14 protein-coding genes are annotated in these 16,616 nt (G+C 71.8%); 12 read left to right on the forward strand and 2 right to left on the reverse strand.

Features of this window, described 5'->3' with window-relative positions; translation table 11 throughout:
• Window positions 1-242 precede the first annotated feature (242 nt).
• The 7 genes from SM418_RS18105 (at window position 243) to soxR (ending at window position 6,619) form a co-directional block, all read left to right on the forward strand.
• Entirely contained in the window at window positions 243-656 is a 414-nt protein-coding gene (locus SM418_RS18105) for a TOBE domain-containing protein (RefSeq protein WP_371942012.1), read from the forward strand.
• Entirely contained in the window at window positions 653-1,432 is a 780-nt protein-coding gene (modA, locus tag SM418_RS18110) for a molybdate ABC transporter substrate-binding protein (RefSeq protein ID WP_371942013.1), read from the forward strand. Before SM418_RS18105 ends, modA begins: the two co-directional genes overlap by 4 nt.
• Window positions 1,429-2,238: an ABC transporter permease gene (locus SM418_RS18115; RefSeq protein ID WP_371942014.1), complete on the forward strand. Its 810-nt coding sequence runs from the start codon at window positions 1,429-1,431 to the stop codon at window positions 2,236-2,238. The genes modA and SM418_RS18115 overlap by 4 nt, the downstream gene beginning before the upstream one ends.
• Complete coding sequence (locus SM418_RS18120; protein WP_371942015.1) at window positions 2,235-3,281, forward strand: ABC transporter ATP-binding protein; 1,047 nt, start codon at window positions 2,235-2,237, stop codon at window positions 3,279-3,281. Before SM418_RS18115 ends, SM418_RS18120 begins: the two co-directional genes overlap by 4 nt.
• 189 nt (window positions 3,282-3,470) lie before the next feature.
• Entirely contained in the window at window positions 3,471-5,288 is a 1,818-nt protein-coding gene (locus tag SM418_RS18125) for a phosphoenolpyruvate carboxykinase (GTP) (RefSeq protein ID WP_371942016.1), read from the forward strand.
• A 126-nt stretch (window positions 5,289-5,414) separates the two neighbouring features.
• Window positions 5,415-5,990, forward strand: coding sequence for an HdeD family acid-resistance protein (locus tag SM418_RS18130; protein ID WP_371942017.1), 576 nt, complete (start codon window positions 5,415-5,417; stop codon window positions 5,988-5,990).
• Window positions 5,991-6,052: 62 nt separating this feature from the next.
• Window positions 6,053-6,619: a redox-sensitive transcriptional activator SoxR gene (gene soxR, locus SM418_RS18135; RefSeq protein ID WP_371942018.1), complete on the forward strand. Its 567-nt coding sequence runs from the start codon at window positions 6,053-6,055 to the stop codon at window positions 6,617-6,619.
• Here soxR and SM418_RS18140 read toward each other — a convergent pair.
• Complete coding sequence (locus tag SM418_RS18140) at window positions 6,616-9,018, reverse strand: glycoside hydrolase family 65 protein (RefSeq protein WP_371942019.1); 2,403 nt, start codon at window positions 9,016-9,018, stop codon at window positions 6,616-6,618. The genes soxR and SM418_RS18140 overlap by 4 nt on opposite strands.
• Window positions 9,015-9,788, reverse strand: coding sequence for an HAD family hydrolase (locus SM418_RS18145; RefSeq protein WP_371942020.1), 774 nt, complete (start codon window positions 9,786-9,788; stop codon window positions 9,015-9,017). The genes SM418_RS18140 and SM418_RS18145 overlap by 4 nt, the downstream gene beginning before the upstream one ends.
• A 148-nt stretch (window positions 9,789-9,936) precedes the next feature.
• Here SM418_RS18145 and gnd point away from each other — a divergent pair, with 148 nt between their 5' ends.
• The 5 genes from gnd (at window position 9,937) to SM418_RS18170 (ending at window position 16,011) form a co-directional block, all read left to right on the forward strand.
• Window positions 9,937-11,361: an NADP-dependent phosphogluconate dehydrogenase gene (gene gnd, locus SM418_RS18150; RefSeq protein WP_371942021.1), complete on the forward strand. Its 1,425-nt coding sequence runs from the start codon at window positions 9,937-9,939 to the stop codon at window positions 11,359-11,361.
• 203 nt (window positions 11,362-11,564) lie between these two features.
• On the forward strand, window positions 11,565-11,897 hold the full coding sequence (locus SM418_RS18155; RefSeq protein ID WP_371942022.1) for a hypothetical protein: 333 nt from the start codon (window positions 11,565-11,567) through the stop codon (window positions 11,895-11,897).
• 124 nt (window positions 11,898-12,021) lie between these two features.
• Window positions 12,022-12,618, forward strand: coding sequence for an HD domain-containing protein (locus tag SM418_RS18160; protein ID WP_371942023.1), 597 nt, complete (start codon window positions 12,022-12,024; stop codon window positions 12,616-12,618).
• A gap of 63 nt (window positions 12,619-12,681) precedes the next feature.
• Window positions 12,682-15,189 (forward strand): DEAD/DEAH box helicase, encoded by a 2,508-nt coding sequence (locus SM418_RS18165; protein ID WP_371942024.1) that lies wholly within the window; start codon window positions 12,682-12,684, stop codon window positions 15,187-15,189.
• Between the two features lie 21 nt (window positions 15,190-15,210).
• The gene (locus tag SM418_RS18170; RefSeq protein WP_371942025.1) at window positions 15,211-16,011 is read left to right on the forward strand and encodes a carbon-nitrogen hydrolase family protein; all 801 of its coding nucleotides are present in this window, start codon (window positions 15,211-15,213) and stop codon (window positions 16,009-16,011) included.
• The last annotated feature ends 605 nt before the right edge of the window (window positions 16,012-16,616 follow it).

Genomic DNA, 16,616 nt, shown 5'->3' on the forward strand with positions numbered 1-16,616 from the left:
GGGCGTCCGATTCTGTTTGAGGCACCGTTTACCCGGAGCGGAGCGGTCTACGCGACCGGAAGGCCCACACATGGCCAAAAAGGGAGCATTTCCATGGAAAGTGGGCTGGAGGACCGGGCCGGTGCTGGAACCCCGGGATGTGTGCTCGCTGCATCTGCCAGCCTGATGTCGTGACATAGCTCGCAATCTCTGGATCTATCGCCAACTTCCCCTCGTATCTGCAATTGGCTAGGCTCGCCCCCGTGCCCACGTTCAGGATCAGCGAGGCGGCGACGCTGCTCGGCGTCAGCGCGGACACCGTCCGCCGCTGGGTGGACGGCGGGCGGCTCCCGGCGTCCCGCGACGAGCACGGCCACCGGCGCGTGCCGGGCGCCGAACTGGCGGCCTTCGTGCGCGACCAGGCGCGCGGCGCGGGGCCGCCCGACCAGTCCGAGCGGTTCTCCTCGGCGCGCAACCGGTTGCGGGGCATCGTGACCGAGGTCGTCCGGGACGGCGTGATGGCGCAGGTGGAGATCCAGGCGGGCCCGTTCCGGGTCGTGTCGCTGATGAGCCGGGAGGCCGCCGACGACCTCGGCCTCCGCGTGGGCGTGGTCGCCGACGCGGTCGTGAAGTCGACGAATGTCGTGGTCGAGGTCTCGGAACCGGGAGCATCATGATCAAGCGCGCCGCCGTGGCGGCGGCCCTCCTGCTCACGGCCGCGGCCGGCTGCGGCGACACCGAGAAGACCTCGTCCGGGACGGGCGGCGGCGCCGCCGGCGGCGGGACGCTGACGGTCTTCGCGGCGGCCTCCCTGACCGAGACGTTCACCGCGCTCGGGAAGAAGTTCGAGGGCTCGCACCCCGGGGTGAGGGTCAGGTTCAACTTCGGCGGCAGTTCGACGCTCGCGCAGCAGATCACGCAGGGCGCCCCGGCGGACGTGTTCGCCGCCGCCAGCCCGGCCACGATGAAGACGGTGACCGACGCGGGCGACGCGTCCGGAACGCCGCGGGTGTTCACCAAGAACCGCCTGGTGATCGCCGTCCCCCAAGACAATCCCGGCAAGGTGGCCACGGTGGGCGACCTGTCCCGGCGGGGGCTGAAGGTCGTCCTGTGCGCGGTGCAGGTGCCCTGCGGCGCCGCCGCGCAGACCGCGCTCGAAGCCGCCGATGTCGAGGTCGAGCCCGTGTCGCGGGAGCAGGACGTCAAGGCCGTTCTCACCAAGGTCGGCCTGGGGGAGGCCGATGCCGGGCTCGTCTACCGAACCGACGCGAAGAGTTCGGGCGGCAAGGTCATGGGCATCGAGTTCCCGGAAGCGGCGAAGGCGATCAACGACTACCCGATCGTCGAGGTCGCCAAGGCCCCGAACGGCGCGCTCGCCAGGGACTTCATCGCGCTCGTGCTCGGCGAGCAAGGCAGGGCGGTGCTGACCAGGGCGGGCTTCGAGGGGCCGTGAGATCCGCGCGGGAGGCCGACCGGCTTCCGGGACGGCCGCCGTGGGTCCTGCTGCTTCCCGCTTTGGCGGGGCTCGCGTTCCTGGTGCTGCCGCTGCTCGGGCTGCTCGTCCGGGCGCCGTGGTCGACGCTCGGCACCCGGCTCGTGGAGCCGCAGGTCCTGGAGGCGCTGCGCCTGTCGCTGCTCACCGCCACCCTCGCCACCTGCCTGTGCGTGCTGCTCGGCGTCCCGCTGGCCTGGACGATGGCCCGGGTCCGGTTCCCCGGCGTCCGGCTCGTCCGGGCGCTGGTGACGGTTCCGCTGGTGCTGCCGCCCGTCGTCGGCGGCGTCGCGCTGCTGCTCGTCCTCGGCCGGCGCGGCCTGGTCGGGGGCTGGCTGGACGACACGTTCGGGATCACGTTCCCGTTCACCACCGCCGGTGTCGTGCTGGCCGAGACGTTCGTCGCGATGCCGTTCCTGGTGATCAGCGTCGAGGGCGCGCTGCGCGCCGCCGACCTGCGCTACGAGGAGGCCGCCGCCACCCTGGGCGCCGACCGCTGGACGATCTTCCGCCGGGTCACGCTGCCGCTCGTCGCGCCCGGCGTGGCGGCCGGCGCCGTGCTGTGCTGGGCGCGGGCGCTGGGCGAGTTCGGCGCGACGATCACGTTCGCGGGCAACTTCCCGGGCCGGACGCAGACGATGCCGCTCGCCGTCTACCTGGCGCTGGAGACCGACCCGCAGGCCGCGATCGTGCTCAGCCTCGTCCTGCTCGCCGTGTCGGTGCTCGTCCTGGCCGCCCTGCGGGATCGCTGGGTGAGCACCGCGTGAGCGACGGCCTAGACGCGCGGCTCGTCGTGCGGCGCCCCGCGTTCGACCTCGACCTGTCGCTCGTCGCCGCGCCGGGCGAGGTCGTGGCGCTGCTCGGCCCGAACGGCGCGGGCAAGAGCACCGCGCTGCGGGCGCTGGCCGGGCTCGTCCCGCTGGCTGACGGGCACGTCCGGGTGGACGGCGAGGACCTGCGCCCGCTGCCGCCCGACCGCCGCCGGATCGGCATGGTCTTCCAGGACTACCTGCTGTTCCCGCACCTCAGCGCGCTGGAGAACGTCGCGTTCGGGCCGCGCTGCCGGGGCGCGGGCCGCCGCGCCGCCCGGCGCGTCGCCGCCGAATGGCTGGACCGCGTCGGGCTGGGGGAGTACGCGGCGGCCCGTCCCCGCGCGCTGTCGGGCGGGCAGGCGCAGCGCGTCGCCCTCGCCCGCGCGCTGGCCGTCGAGCCGGGCCTGCTGCTGCTGGACGAGCCGCTCGCCGCCCTCGACGCCCACACGCGGCTGGAGATCCGGGCCGCGCTGCGCCGCCACCTCGCCGGGTTCGAGGGCGCGGCCGTCCTCGTCACGCACGACCCGCTGGACGCGATGGTGCTGGCCGACCGCATCGCCGTGGTCGAGGGCGGGCGTCTCGTCCAGGAGGGGACGCCCGCGGACGTCGCCCGCCGTCCCCGTACCGGCTACGTGGCGCGGCTGGTGGGGCTGAACCTGTACCGGGGGCGGGCCGAGGGCGGGACCGTGGCGATAGGCGACGGGGACGGGACCCTCGACACCGTTGACTCACCCGAGGGCGATGTCTTCATAGCCTTCGCGCCGTCCTCGGTGGCGCTGTACCGGACCCGTCCCGACGGCAGCCCGCGCAACCTCTGGCGGGCCCGCGTGGCGGCGGTCGAACGGCAGGGAGACCGTGTCCGGGTGCGGCTCTCCGGGCCGCCTTTCGACGCCGTCGCGGACGTGACTCCGGCCGCCGTCGCCGAGCTCCAATTGTCGGAGGGCAGCGCGGTCTGGGCCGCCGTCAAGGCCACCGAGACCCACGTTTACCCAGCTTGAGGCGGTGCCCGCGAGGCTCGGCACGGAGGACGGGCAGGGTGGCGGGCGTCACGCCCCGCGAGGAGTGAGAACAATCACAAAGCGGGCATACAACCACAAAAGCGGGCGCGATTGGTCCAGACCAAATGGCAAAAACGTCGGGTCTTGTTCATCATGCAAACATCCTGCGAACAGCTGAAGGAGTTGCCCGTGTCCATCCAGGTCCCCGGCCTCGACCAGGCCCCTACCGGCCACACCGAACTGATTGAGTGGGTACGCGGGATCGCCGAGCTGACCAAGCCGGACCGCGTCGAGTGGTGTGACGGCTCGGACGAGGAGTGGGAGCGGCTGACCGGTCTCCTCGTCGAGCAGGGCACGCTCACGCGGCTCGATCCGGCCAAACGGCCGAACAGCTTCCACGCCGCGTCCGACCCCACCGACGTCGCCCGTGTTGAGGACCGCACGTTCATCTGCTCCGAGAAGGAGGAGGACGCCGGTCCCACCAACCACTGGGTCGCGCCCGCCGAGATGAAGGAGACCCTGAACGGTCTCTTCGACGGCTGCATGAAGGGCCGCACCATGTACGTGGTGCCGTTCTGCATGGGCCCGCTCGGCGGCAACATCTCCCAGCTGGGCGTCGAGATCACCGACTCCGCCTACGTCGCCGTGTCCATGAAGATCATGACGCGGATGGGCGCGGGCGCGCTGCGGCTCATCGAGGAGCGCGGCTCGTTCGTCAAGGCCGTCCACTCCGTCGGCGCGCCGCTGGAGCCCGGCCAGGCGGACGCCAAGTGGCCCTGCAACTCCACCAAGTACATCACCCACTTCCCCGAGACCCGGGAGATCTGGTCGTACGGCTCCGGCTACGGCGGCAACGCCCTGCTGGGCAAGAAGTGCTACGCGCTGCGGATCGCCTCGACGATGGCCCGCGACGAGGGCTGGATGGCCGAGCACATGCTCGTCCTGAAGCTGACGCCGCCCACCGGGGAGACCCGCTACGTGGCCGCCGCGTTCCCCTCGGCGTGCGGCAAGACCAACCTCGCCATGCTGGAGCCGACCATCCCCGGCTGGAAGGTCGAGACCATCGGCGACGACATCGCCTGGATGCGGTTCGGCGACGACGGCCGCCTCTACGCGATCAACCCGGAGGCCGGGTTCTTCGGCGTCGCGCCCGGCACCGGCGAGAGCACCAACGCCAACGCCGTGAAGACGCTGTGGGGCAACAGCATCTTCACCAACGTCGCGCTCACCGACGACGGCGACGTGTGGTGGGAGGGCCTCAGCGACGAGCCGCCCGCGCACCTCACCGACTGGAAGGGCAACGACTGGACGCCGGAGTCGCAGACCCCGGCGGCCCACCCGAACGCCCGCTTCACCACCCCGGCCGGGCAGTGCCCGATCATCGCCGACGAGTGGGAGGACCCGAAGGGCGTCCCGATCTCGGCGATCCTGTTCGGCGGCCGGCGCGCCTCCGCCGTCCCGCTCGTCACCGAGTCGTTCGACTGGCAGCAGGGCGTGTTCCTCGGCGCCAACATCGCCTCCGAGAAGACCGCCGCCGCCGAGGGCGCCGTCGGCGAGTTGCGCCGCGACCCGTTCGCGATGCTGCCGTTCTGCGGCTACAACATGGGCGACTACTTCGGCCACTGGCTGGACATCGGCAAGGCCACCGACGCCGAGAAGCTCCCGCGGATCTACTACGTCAACTGGTTCCGCAAGAACGCCGACGGCAAGTTCATCTGGCCCGGCTTCGGCGAGAACAGCCGCGTCCTGAAGTGGATCGTGGAGCGGCTGAACGGCAAGGCCGACGCCGCCAAGTCCCCGATCGGGCACCTGCCGACCAGGGAGGCGCTCGACACCGACGGCCTCACCATCGACGACGCCGACCTGGAGACGCTCCTGTCGGTCGACATCGAGGTGTGGAAGCAGGAGGCCGCGCTGGTGCCGGAGTTCTTCGAGAAGTTCGGCGACCACACGCCGCAGGCGCTGTGGGACGAGTACCACGACCTGGTGCGCCGCCTGGAGCAGTGACCCGAGGGCGATCGCCGGCGTGAACCGGGGCCGGTCGAGGACTTTGCCGAGTCCGCGACCGGCCTTGACCCTTCCTGCGGGATGCGGGGGCTGCAATGAGATGAGTCCCCGTCACGGGAGGCCGGAATGCTCGACCTGATGACCCGCCACTGGTGGGCGCTCGCGCTCCGCGGCGCGTTCGCGATCCTGTTCGGCATCGTCGCCTGGGCGTGGCCGGGCATCACCGTCTGGGCGCTGGTGCTGCTGTTCGGCGCGTACGCCATGGCGGACGGCCTGATCGCGGTGACGCACGCGATCCGCGGGGCGGCCGGAGCGCCGCGCGGCCTGCTCCTGCTCGTCGGCGTCGCGGGCATCGCGCTCGGCATCGCGGCCCTGGTGTGGCCGGGCATCACCGCGTTCGCCCTCCTGATGCTCATCGCCGCGTGGGCCGTCGCCACCGGCATCCTGGAGATCGTGGTCGCCATCGCGATGCACAAGGAGCTCCGCGGCGAGTGGGTGTACGTGCTGACCGGCGCCGTCTCGGTGCTGTTCGGGATCCTGCTGTTCAGCTGGCCGGTCTCCGGCGCGATCGCGATCGTCTGGCTGATCGGGCTACTCGCGATCCTGACCGGCGCCGCGATGCTCGGCGCCGCGTTCCGGCTCCGCCGGCTCGGCCGGCAGGCCGAACGGCAGGGCCGGACGAGCCCGGCCGCCCGCTACTAGCCGTCCGGGCGCCGCGCCCGGGGACCCTCGAGCCCCGGTTGAGGCCGCATAGGATGGCGATCATGACGCGGCTGGAGCACCGGGTGCACGAACTGACCGTCGGGCAGCTCGCCGAACGGAGCGGCGTGGCCGTCTCGGCGCTGCACTTCTACGAGGCCAAGGGGCTGATCAGCAGCCGCCGGACGGCCGGCAACCAGCGCCGGTTCAGCCGCGACACGCTCCGCCGGGTCTCCTTCATCAAGGTGTCGCAGCGCGTCGGGATCCCGCTCAGCGACATCCGCGACGCGCTCGCCACCCTCCCCGAGGAGCGCACCCCCACCGTCGCGGACTGGGCGCGCCTGTCGGAGACGTGGCGCAGCGACCTCGACGACCGCATCCGGCAGCTCGAACGGCTGCGCGACGACCTCACCGACTGCATCGGGTGCGGCTGCCTGTCGATCAACAAGTGCGCCCTGGCCAACCCCTATGACCGGCTCGGCGACGAGGGCCCGGGGCCGCGCAGGCTCCTCGTCGGAGGCAAGGCGGCCGGCGGGCCGTCCGGTGAGGAGAAGCCCGGGGTGAGCGCGAGGCCCCCCGGGTGCGAGGACGTCTGCGCTCCGGGGGACCTACCGGCCGGACCGGGCCGCTAACGGCGGCGCCGGGGGGTGCGGACGTGCGGGTCGAAGCGGCGCGGCGCCGGTTCCCGTCCGGCCGGCTGGGGCGGCGCCGGACGCGCCGGTAGCTGCTCGATCGGCAGCTCCACGGGCTCCTCGCCGAGCGTGAACCTCTCGCCGTGGTGCAGCACCGGGAGGTCCGGTCCGTCCAGCAGCTCGTAGCGGGCCGTCTCGCCCGTCACCCCGACCTTGATCAGGCTGCCCCGGTAGCGCATCCGGAACACCAGTCGGCTGATCCCGCCCGGCAGGCGCGGCGCGAACCGCACCTCGCCCCGGCAGGCCCGCATCCCGCCGAACCCGGCGACGAGCCCGCTCCACGCCCCCGCCATCGAGGCGATGTGCAGCCCGTCGCGGGTGTTGCGGTTCAGGTCGTGCAGGTCCATCAGGGCCGTCTCGCCGAGGTAGTCGTGGGCCAGCTCCAGATGGCCGACCTCGGCCGCGACGACCGCCTGCGTCTGCGCGGAGAGCGAGGAGTCCCGGACGGTGAGGCCCTCGTAGTAGTCGAAGTCGCGCTCCTTCTGCTCGGCCGTGAACCACTCGCCGCACAGGTGCAGGGCGAGGACGAGGTCGGCCTGCTTGACGACCTGCTTCCGGTAGAGGTCGAAGTAGGGGTAGTTCAGCAGCAGGGGATAGTGGTCGGGCTTGGTCGCCGCGAAGTCCCAGCGGGCGTGGTTGGTGAAGCTCTCGCTCTGCGGATGGACGCCGAGCCGCTCGTCGTAGGGGATCAGCATGGCCGCCGCCGCGTCCCGCCACGACGCCGCCTCCTCGGCGTTCACCCCCAGCCGGTCGGCCACGTCCGGGTGGCGCATCGCCACCCGGGCGGCCTCCTGCAGGTTCCGGCGCGCCATGAGGTTGGTGTAGACGTTGTTGTCGACGATCGCGCTGTACTCGTCCGGCCCGGTGACGCCGTCGATGCGGAACACGCCGCCGACGTCGTGGTGGCCGAGGCTCCGCCACAGCCGCGCGGTCTGCACCAGGACGTCGAGGCCGACCTCCCGCTCGAACTGCTCGTCCTGCGTGGCGTCGAGATAGCGGACGATGGCGTCGGAGATGTCGGCGTTGATGTGGAAGGCCGCGGTCCCGGCGGGCCAGTAGCCCGAGCATTCCTGGCCGCGGATCGTCCGCCAGGGGAACGTGGCGCCGTGCAGGCCGAGCTGCCGGGCGCGCTCGCAGGCGAGCGGCAGCGTCATGTGCCGCCAGGCGAGCGCGTCGGCCGCCGCGCTGGGGGACGTGTAGGTCAGCACGGGCAGCACGAACGTCTCGGTGTCCCAGAACGTGTGCCCGTCGTAGCCGGGGCCCGTCAGCCCCTTGGCGGGAATCATGCGGCGTTCCGCGCGCGCCCCCGCCTGGAGGACGTGGAACAACCCGAACCGGACCGCCTGCTGGATCTCGGCGTCGCCCTCGACCTCGACGTCCGCACCCTCCCAGAACTCGTCGAGGTAGGCGCGCTGCTCGGCCAGCAGACCCTCCCAGCCGGTCTGCCGCGCGCCCGCCAGCGCCCCGACCACCTGGTCGTGCAGCGCGGGCCGCGACCGCCGGCTCGACCACCCGTAGGCGATGTACTTGACGATGCGCAGCTTCTGCCCCGGCTCCAGCCGCGTCGCGACCGTCAGCCGGCCGACGTCCGGGGCGCTCTCGGTCTCCACCTGCATGGACTCGGGGCCCTCGATGTCGTGCGACATCCCGGCGCCCATCCGCAGCCCGCTCTGCCGCGTCCGGTGCAGCAGCAGCACCTTCGTGCCGTTGGCGAAGTGCTCCTCGCTGACGAGGGGGCTGTCCAGGATCGCGGACGCGCGCGGATCCTTGCCGCCGCCGGGCAGCGCCTCGTTGGCCACCAGCTCCGACTGGGCGACCAGCCGCACCGCGTCGCCCACCGGCTCGACCTCGTAGCAGATCGCCGCGACCGCCCGCTGGGTCAGCGACACCAGCCGCACCGACGTGACCTTGATCGTCTTGTCGGCGGGGGAGGTCCACTCGACCTGCCGGGTGAGCGTGCCCGCCTGCAGGTCCAGCACCCGCTCGTGGTGGTGGACGCGGCCGTAGCGCACGTCGAGCGGCTCGTCGTCCACCAGCAGCCGGATCACCTTGCCGTTGGTGACGTTGATGACCGTCTGCCCCGACTCGGGGTACCCGTAGGCGGTCTCGGCGTGCGGCAGCGGACGCTGCTCGTAGAACGAGTTCAGATACGTGCCCGGCAGCCCGTGCGGCTCCCCCTCGTCGAGGTTGGCGCGCATGCCGAGATGCCCGTTGGACAGCGCGAACACCGACTCGCTCTGCGCCAGCCGGTCCAGCCGGAGCTCGGGCTCGCGCACGCACCAGGGCTCCACCGTGAACACCGGCCGGTCGGCGGTGCTCTGGCCCTCCGGCGCTCTCACGACCCCTCCAGCAGCTCGGCCAGATCGTCGACCACCACGTCGGCGCCGTGCTCGGCCAGCGCCTTCGCGTGCGCGTCGCCCACCCGGTTGACGCCCACCACGTACGCGAACCCGCCGGCCCGGCCCGCCTGGACGCCGGCGAGCGCGTCCTCGAAGACCACCGCCCTCGCCGCCGGGACGTCCAGCTCCCGCGCGCCCGCGAGGAACATGTCCGGGGCCGGCTTGCCGGGCAGGTGGCGCTCGGCCGCGACGACGCCGTCCACGCGGGCGTCGAACAGGTCGGTGATGCCGACCGTCCGCAGCACCTGGACGGTGTTGGCGCTGGAGGACACGACCGCCGTCCGCAGCCCCGCCGCCCGCGCCGCGCGGACGTAGTCGATCGACCCGTCGAACGTCTCGACGCCCTTCTCCTCGATGATCTTCAGCACGAGCGCGTTCTTCCGGTTGCCGAGGCCGCGGATCGTCTCGGCCTCCGGAGGGTCGTCCGGGTCGCCCTCCGGCAGGGTGATGCCTCGCGACGCGAGGAACGAGCGCGTCCCGTCCTCGCGCTTCTTGCCGTCGACGTACCGGCCGTAGTCGTGCACCGGGTCGAATTCGGTGAACGGCTCACCCGTCCGCCGGGAACGTTCCCGCAGGTAGCCGTCGAACATCTCCTTCCACGCCGCGGCGTGGACGGAGGCCGTCCGGGTGAGCACACCGTCGAGATCGAAGAGACACGCCGTCGCCTCGTCCGGCAGTCCCAGCATCCGCACCCCCTGCAGTGGCACCATCGAAATGATCCTCAACCGTAAAGATCCTCAACGCGCGGAACCGTTCCCACGCTCGACCGCGGGCATGCGGGCCCGGCCGCTCGAACGCAGGGATCATGATCCGCGTACAACCCCTTCGTCAGGGTCGCACACGAGGAGGAGTGAGCCAATGGAGAAGGCGCGAATCGGCGTCACCGGCCTGGCGGTGATGGGCCGGAACCTGGCCCGCAACCTCGCCCGGCACGGCCATCCCGTCGCCGTGCACAACCGCACCGCCGCCAGGACCAGGGCGCTGGTGGACGAGTTCGGCGACGAGGGGACGTTCCTGCCGGCCGAGACGGCGGAGCGGTTCGCGGCGTCCCTCGAACGGCCCCGCCGACTGGTGATCATGGTCAAGGCGGGCGGGCCGACCGACGCGGTCATCGACGAGTTCGCCCCGCTGCTGGAGCCCGGCGACATGATCGTGGACGGCGGCAACGCCAACTTCGTGGACACCCGCCGGCGCGAGTCCGCACTCCGCGAGCGCGGCATCCACTTCGTCGGCGCCGGCATCTCCGGCGGAGAGGAGGGCGCGCTGCACGGCCCGAGCATCATGCCGGGCGGCTCCGCCGAGTCCTACGCCGCGCTCGGTCCCCTGCTGGAGGACATCGCCGCCAAGGTGGACGGGACGCCCTGCTGCACCCACGTCGGCCCCGACGGTGCCGGGCACTTCGTGAAGATGGTGCACAACGGCATCGAGTACGCCGACATGCAGTTGATCGCCGAGTCCTACGACCTGCTCCGGCACGCCGCCGGCCTCGCGCCCGCCGAGATCGCCGAGGTCTTCCGGACCTGGAACACCGGCCGGCTCGGCTCCTACCTCATCGAGATCACCGCCGAGGTCCTCGCGCACACCGACGCGTCCACCGGCAGGCCGTTCGTGGACGTCGTCCTCGACCAGGCCGAGCAGAAGGGCACCGGCCGCTGGACCGTGCAGACCGCCCTCGACCTCGGCGTCCCCGTCGGCGGCATCGCCGAGGCCGTCTTCGCCCGCGCCGTCTCCGGGCACGCCGCACTCCGCGAGGCGGCCCGGGGCCTGCCCGGCCCGCCCCGCGCCGCCATCGCCGATCCGGGCTTCGCCGACGCCGTCGAGAAGGCCCTCTACGCGTCCAAGATCGTCGCGTACGCGCAGGGGTTCCACGAGATCCAGGCGGGCAGCGCCGAGTACGGCTGGAACATCGACCTCGGCGCGATGGCCACGATCTGGCGCGGCGGCTGCATCATCCGCGCCCGCTTCCTGGACCGCATCCGCGCCGCCTACGAGGCCGACCCGCGGACCCCGACCCTGCTGACCGACGACCACTTCGCCGAGGCCGCCGGCGACGCCCAGGACGCCTGGCGCGAGGTCGTCGCCACCGCCGCCCGCCTCGGCATCCCGGCGCCCGGCTTCTCCACGGCCCTCGCCTACTACGACTCGCTGCGCGCCGACCGCCTGCCCGCCGCCCTCACCCAGGGCCAGCGCGACTTCTTCGGCGCCCACACCTACCGCCGCGTGGACCGCGACGGGTCCTTCCACACCCTCTGGGGCGCCGACCGCACCGAGGTCACCGCCTGATAGCCGCCCCCGGTTCCCGAAGGCGCTCAGTCGGTTTCCCTTGGGTGCACCCAAGGGAAAGCGACTGGAGGGTGGGGTGATTCGCGGGTGGCCCGTTGTGGCTAAACGTGATCGAATGACGACCTGGAGTCCTCGGGGCGTGCCAGGTTGAGGTGTCGCTCTCCCGCGAAAACAGGACCAGAAGGAGAGGTAGCATGCCCGTCATGTCGCCCAAGCCCCTCGACCAGGTCACCCTCGCTGACCTGGTCACCAAGGACGACCTCAAGAACCTCGTCACCAAGGACGACCTCGCCAGGGAGCTCCGCTCGCTCAAGCAGGAGATCCACCAGGAGTTGGGCTCGGTCAGGCAGGAGATCCACCAGGAGTTGGGCTCGGTCAGGCAGGAGATCCACCAGGAGGTGGGCTCGGTCAGGCAGGAGCTGGGCTCCGCGGTCAACTTGATCATGGGCGAGTTCGGCAAGATGGCCGCTCGCCAGGAGGAGATGGCCGGGACGCTGGCCCGCCTGGTCGCCAAGTCCGAAGGCGTGATGCAGTAGCAGCGCTATGCGGTAGCAGCCGTGGACGAGACGATGCCCCCGGAGCGTTTCTCCGGGGGCATTGACATGTGCCGGGTCAGGGCGTGATCGCGTCTAGGGCGTCGTGAACCGTAGGGTTGGCGGGGTGCGGATTCCGGGGGACGACGAGGTCCGGGCGTTGCATGAGAGGTGGGCGCCAGGGCGGGAGGCGTTCGAGCTCGTCTGGACGCACTGCGTGATCGTCTGTGAGATCGCCGAGCAGATCGTGGCGCGTGCCGGGCTCGTGGTGGACGCGGCGCTCGTGCGTGCCGGGTGCCTGCTGCATGACGTCGGGGTCTACCGGTTGTACGACGACACCGGGAGGTTCGATCGCGGGCAGTACATCCGGCATGGGGTGCTCGGGCATGAGCTGCTCGCGGGCGAGGGGTTTCCCGAGGCGATCTGCCGGTTCTGTTCCTGCCATACCGGGATGGGGTTGACGCGGGACGACATCGAGCGGCAGGGGCTCGCGGTGCCGCCGGGCGACTATGTGGCCGAAAGCGGGGAGGAGCGGCTCGTCATGTACGCCGACAAGTTCCATAGCAAGACCAATCCGCCCGCGTTCGTGTCCGCCGAGACCTATGCCGTTCATGTGCGGCGGTTCGGGGTGGAGAAGGCCGCCGCCTTCGGGGCGATGTGCGAGGTGTTCGGCGATCCGGATCTGCAGCCCTTGGCGGCCGGGTACGGGCACGCTCTGGTGTGACGTCGGCCGGGCGGAAGCGCCGCGATGACGCGGGCAGTGGGGGATCGGGGGCAGGATGGAGGGGTGAGCCTTATCGATGAGCTGCCCTCTGGAAATGACGTCGACGCCGATTCGTTGTTCGAGGCGTTCGAGCGGTGGGTGTCGGGGCGCGGGATCACGCTGTACCCGGCGCAGGAGGAAGCGCTCATCGAGGTGGTGTCGGGCGCGAACGTGATCCTTTCGACGCCGACCGGGTCGGGCAAGAGCCTGGTGGCGGCCGGGGCGCTGTTCGCGGCGCTCGGGAGGGACCAGGTCGGGTTCTACACGGCGCCGATCAAGGCGCTGGTGTCGGAGAAGTTCTTCGACCTGTGCGAGATGTTCGGGCGCGAGAACGTCGGGATGATGACCGGCGACGCGAGCGTGAACGCGGACGCGCCGATCATCTGCTGCACGGCCGAGGTGCTGGCCAACATCGCGCTGAGGGACGGCGCCGACGCCGACATCGGTGTGGTCGTCATGGACGAGTTCCACTTCTACGCCGAGCCCGAGCGGGGGTGGGCGTGGCAGATCCCGCTGCTGGAGCTGCCGCAGGCCCGGTTCCTGCTGATGTCGGCCACGCTGGGGGACGTCTCGTTCTTCCAGAAGGACCTGACGCGGCGGACGGGACGGCCGACGGCGCTCGTGACGTCGGCGGAGCGGCCCGTCCCGCTGATCTACGACTACCGGGTGACGCCCCTGCACGAGACGATCGAGGAGCTGCTCGCCGAGCAGAAGGCGCCGGTGTACCTGGTGCACTTCACGCAGGCGGCGGCGATCGAGCGGGCGCAGGCGCTGATGAGCGTCAACGTGTGCACCAAGGAGGAGAAGGCGCGCATCGCGGAGCTCATCGGCAACTTCCGGTTCACCACGAAGTTCGGGCGGAACCTGTCGCGCTTCGTCCGGCACGGGATCGGGGTGCACCACGCGGGGATGCTGCCGAAGTACCGGCGGCTGGTGGAGCGGCTCGCGCAGGCCGGGCTGCTCAAGGTCATCTGCGGGACGGACACGCTGGGCGTGGGCGTCAACGTTCCCATCCGGACCGTGGTCTTCACCGCGCTGAGCAAGTACGACGGGCACCGGGTGCGGCGGCTGCGGGCGCGGGAGTTCCACCAGATCGCCGGGCGGGCGGGACGCGCCGGCTTCGACACGGTCGGGTTCGTGGTGGCGCAGGCGCCCGAGCACGTGGTCGAGAACGAGAAGGCCCTCGCCAAGGCCGGGGACGACCCGAAGAAGCGGCGGAAGGTGCAGCGCAAGAAGCCGCCCGAGGGGTTCGTCGGCTGGGACGAGGACGTCTTCGCCAAGCTCCAGGAGGCCCCGCCGGAGATGCTCCGGTCCCGCTTCCAGGTCAGCCACGCGATGCTGCTGTCGGTGATCGCGCGTCCGGGCAACGCGTTCCAGGCGATGAAGCGGCTGCTCACCGACAACCACGAGGAGCCGGCGGCGCGCCGGCGGCACATCTCGCGGGCGATCGCGATCTACCGGTCGCTGCTCGCCGGCGGGGTCGTGGAGGTGCTGCCGGAGCCCGACGAGAAGGGGCGGTACGCGCGCATCACCGTCGACCTGCAGGAGGACTTCGCGCTCAACCAGGCGCTGTCGACGTTCGCGCTGGCCGCGTTCGAGGTGCTCGACCCGGCGTCGCCCTCGTACGCGCTGGACGTCCTGTCGGTGATCGAGGCGACGCTGGAGGACCCGCGGCAGATCCTCGCGGCGCAGGTCAACAAGGCGCGCGGCGAGGCCGTCCAGGAGATGAAGGCCGAGGGCATCGAGTACGAGGAGCGGATGGAGCTGCTCCAGGACGTCGACCACCCGAAGCCGCTGGAGGAGGAGCTCGACGCCGCGTACGAGATCTACCGGGCCGGGCATCCGTGGGTCGGCGACCATCCGCTGCGTCCGAAGTCGGTCGTGCGCGACATGTACGAGCGGGCGATGACGTTCACCGAGTACATCGCCTACTACGAGCTGGCGCGGACCGAGGGGCTCGTCCTGCGGTACCTCTCGGGGGCCTACAAGGCGCTGCAGCAGACCGTCCCGGAGTCGATCAAGACCGACGACCTGATCGACCTGATCGAGTGGCTGGGCGAGCTGGTCCGGCAGGTCGACTCGAGCCTGCTGGACGAGTGGGAGCAGCTCGCGAACCCGGCCGCCGAGGACGTGGACGAGCCGATCGAGGAACGGGTCACCAGGGTGACCGCGAACACGCGGGCGTTCCGGGTGCTGGTCCGCAACGCGATGTTCCGGCGGGTGGAGCTCGCCGCGCTGGAGCGGTACGGCGAGCTGGGCGAGCTGGACCCCGACTTCGGCGCCGACGCCTGGGCGGACGCCATGGACGGCTACTTCGCCGAGCACGAGGAACTGCTCACCGGGGCCGACGCGCGGGGGCCGAAGCTGCTGCAGATCGAGGAGGTCCCGGAGGACGCGCTGTGGCGGGTCCGGCAGGTGTTCGACGACCCGGAGGGGCATCACGACTGGGGAATCAGCGCCGAGGTCGACCTCGCGGGCTCGGACCAGGAGGGCGAGGCCGTGGTCCGGGTCACCGCCGTTGACCGGATGTAGGCCGGATGTAGGGAGGCAGCGATGGTGCAGGTCGCGGTCGCGCAGTACGCGCCCGGGGTCAACAAGGACGAGAACCTGGCGGCGATCGGCAAGCTCGCCGGGGAGGCGGCCGGGCGCGGCGCGCGGGTCGTGGTGTTCCCCGAGTTCGCCATGTTCACCGCGCCGAAGCTGGACGAGCGGTTCGTGGACTCCGCCGAGCCGCTGGACGGCCCGTTCGCGGGCGGGCTCGGCGACCTGGCCCGGCGGCACGGCGTGCACCTCGTCGCGGGGATGAACGAGCGGCTGGACGACCCCGGCCGCATCTCCAACACGCTCGTCGCCGTCGGCCCCGGCGGGGACGTCGTCGCCGAGTACCGCAAGCTCCACCTGTACGACGCGTTCGGGTACACGGAGTCGGCGCTGGTCCTGCCCGGCGAGATCGGCGAGCCGGAGACGTTCACCGTCGACGGTGTCAGGTTCGGCATGCAGACCTGCTACGACGTCCGGTTCCCGGAGGTGACGCGGCGGATCGTGGACGCGGGCGCCGATGTCGTGGCGCTGCCCGCCGAGTGGGTGCCGGGCCCGCTGAAGGAGGACCACTGGCGGACGCTGGTCCGCGCCCGCGCGATCGAGAACACGATCTACGTGGCCGCCGCCGACCAGTGCGCGCCGACGGGCGCCGGCAACAGCATGATCGTCGATCCGATGGGCGTGGTCGTCGCCGGGCTGGGGGACGGGCCGGGCGTCGCGTCCGGTGAGATCTCGCTCGAGCGGGTCGCGGCCGTCCGCAGGCAGAACCCGGCGCTCGGCCTGCGCCGCTTCACGGTCACCCGCGCCGGGTGACCCCGTCGGTCTCGTCCCCGTTCGTCGAGGAGTTCGCGCCCGTGGTGGAGCTGCCCGCCGGACGGTGACCGCGCATCGGCCGGACGGTGGCCGTGTATCAAGGTGACAACGGTCGAGGTCATTCTCCGTGTTCGGATGTGTGCTCAGCGTGAGTATTGGAGGGTGCGCCTCTCCTCCAGCCTTCCGCCCGCAGGATTCACCCGCGCCGAGCCGAGCCCGCCCGTCCGCGCGCGCCGTCTCCGGTCGCCGTGGCTGATCGCCACGGCCCTCGTGATCGTCCTCGGCGCCGGCCTCCTCGCGGCGGGCCACCGGACGGCACGGCCGGCTCCGGCCCGGACGGCGACCCCGGACGCCGCCACACCGTCACCGCCCTTGAGACCGCCCGTGCGGTCCGCGAGGCCCCCTGCGCCGTCCGTGAGGCCCCCTGCGCCGTCCGTGAGGCCCCCTGCGCCGTCCGTGAAGCCGCCCGCGCCGTCGGCGGAACGGCCCGAGCCCGAGGACGGCTCGCCCGCCACGCTTGCCGAGAAGCGAACCCCTCGCCGGGGGCACCCCGCTCCGAAGCCCCGGCAACATCGCCCGGCCGCACCGCGCGAACCGCGCCCGCC

Source organism: Actinomadura chokoriensis (assembly GCF_041463665.1).
Classification (GTDB): domain Bacteria; phylum Actinomycetota; class Actinomycetes; order Streptosporangiales; family Streptosporangiaceae; genus Spirillospora; species Spirillospora chokoriensis_A.

Bases quoted from the DNA above. Each gene is read 5' to 3' on its own strand.
- gnd (WP_371942021.1), top strand. From the start codon at position 9,937: ATGGAGAAGGCGCGAATCGGCGTCACCGGCCTGGCGGTGATGGGCCGG.
- modA (WP_371942013.1), top strand. From the start codon at position 653: ATGATCAAGCGCGCCGCCGTGGCGGCGGCCCTCCTGCTCACGGCCGCG.
- SM418_RS18130 (WP_371942017.1), top strand. From the start codon at position 5,415: ATGCTCGACCTGATGACCCGCCACTGGTGGGCGCTCGCGCTCCGCGGC.
- SM418_RS18145 (WP_371942020.1), bottom strand. From the start codon at position 9,788: ATGGTGCCACTGCAGGGGGTGCGGATGCTGGGACTGCCGGACGAGGCG.
- SM418_RS18155 (WP_371942022.1), top strand. From the start codon at position 11,565: ATGTCGCCCAAGCCCCTCGACCAGGTCACCCTCGCTGACCTGGTCACC.
- soxR (WP_371942018.1), top strand. From the start codon at position 6,053: ATGACGCGGCTGGAGCACCGGGTGCACGAACTGACCGTCGGGCAGCTC.
- SM418_RS18170 (WP_371942025.1), top strand. From the start codon at position 15,211: ATGGTGCAGGTCGCGGTCGCGCAGTACGCGCCCGGGGTCAACAAGGAC.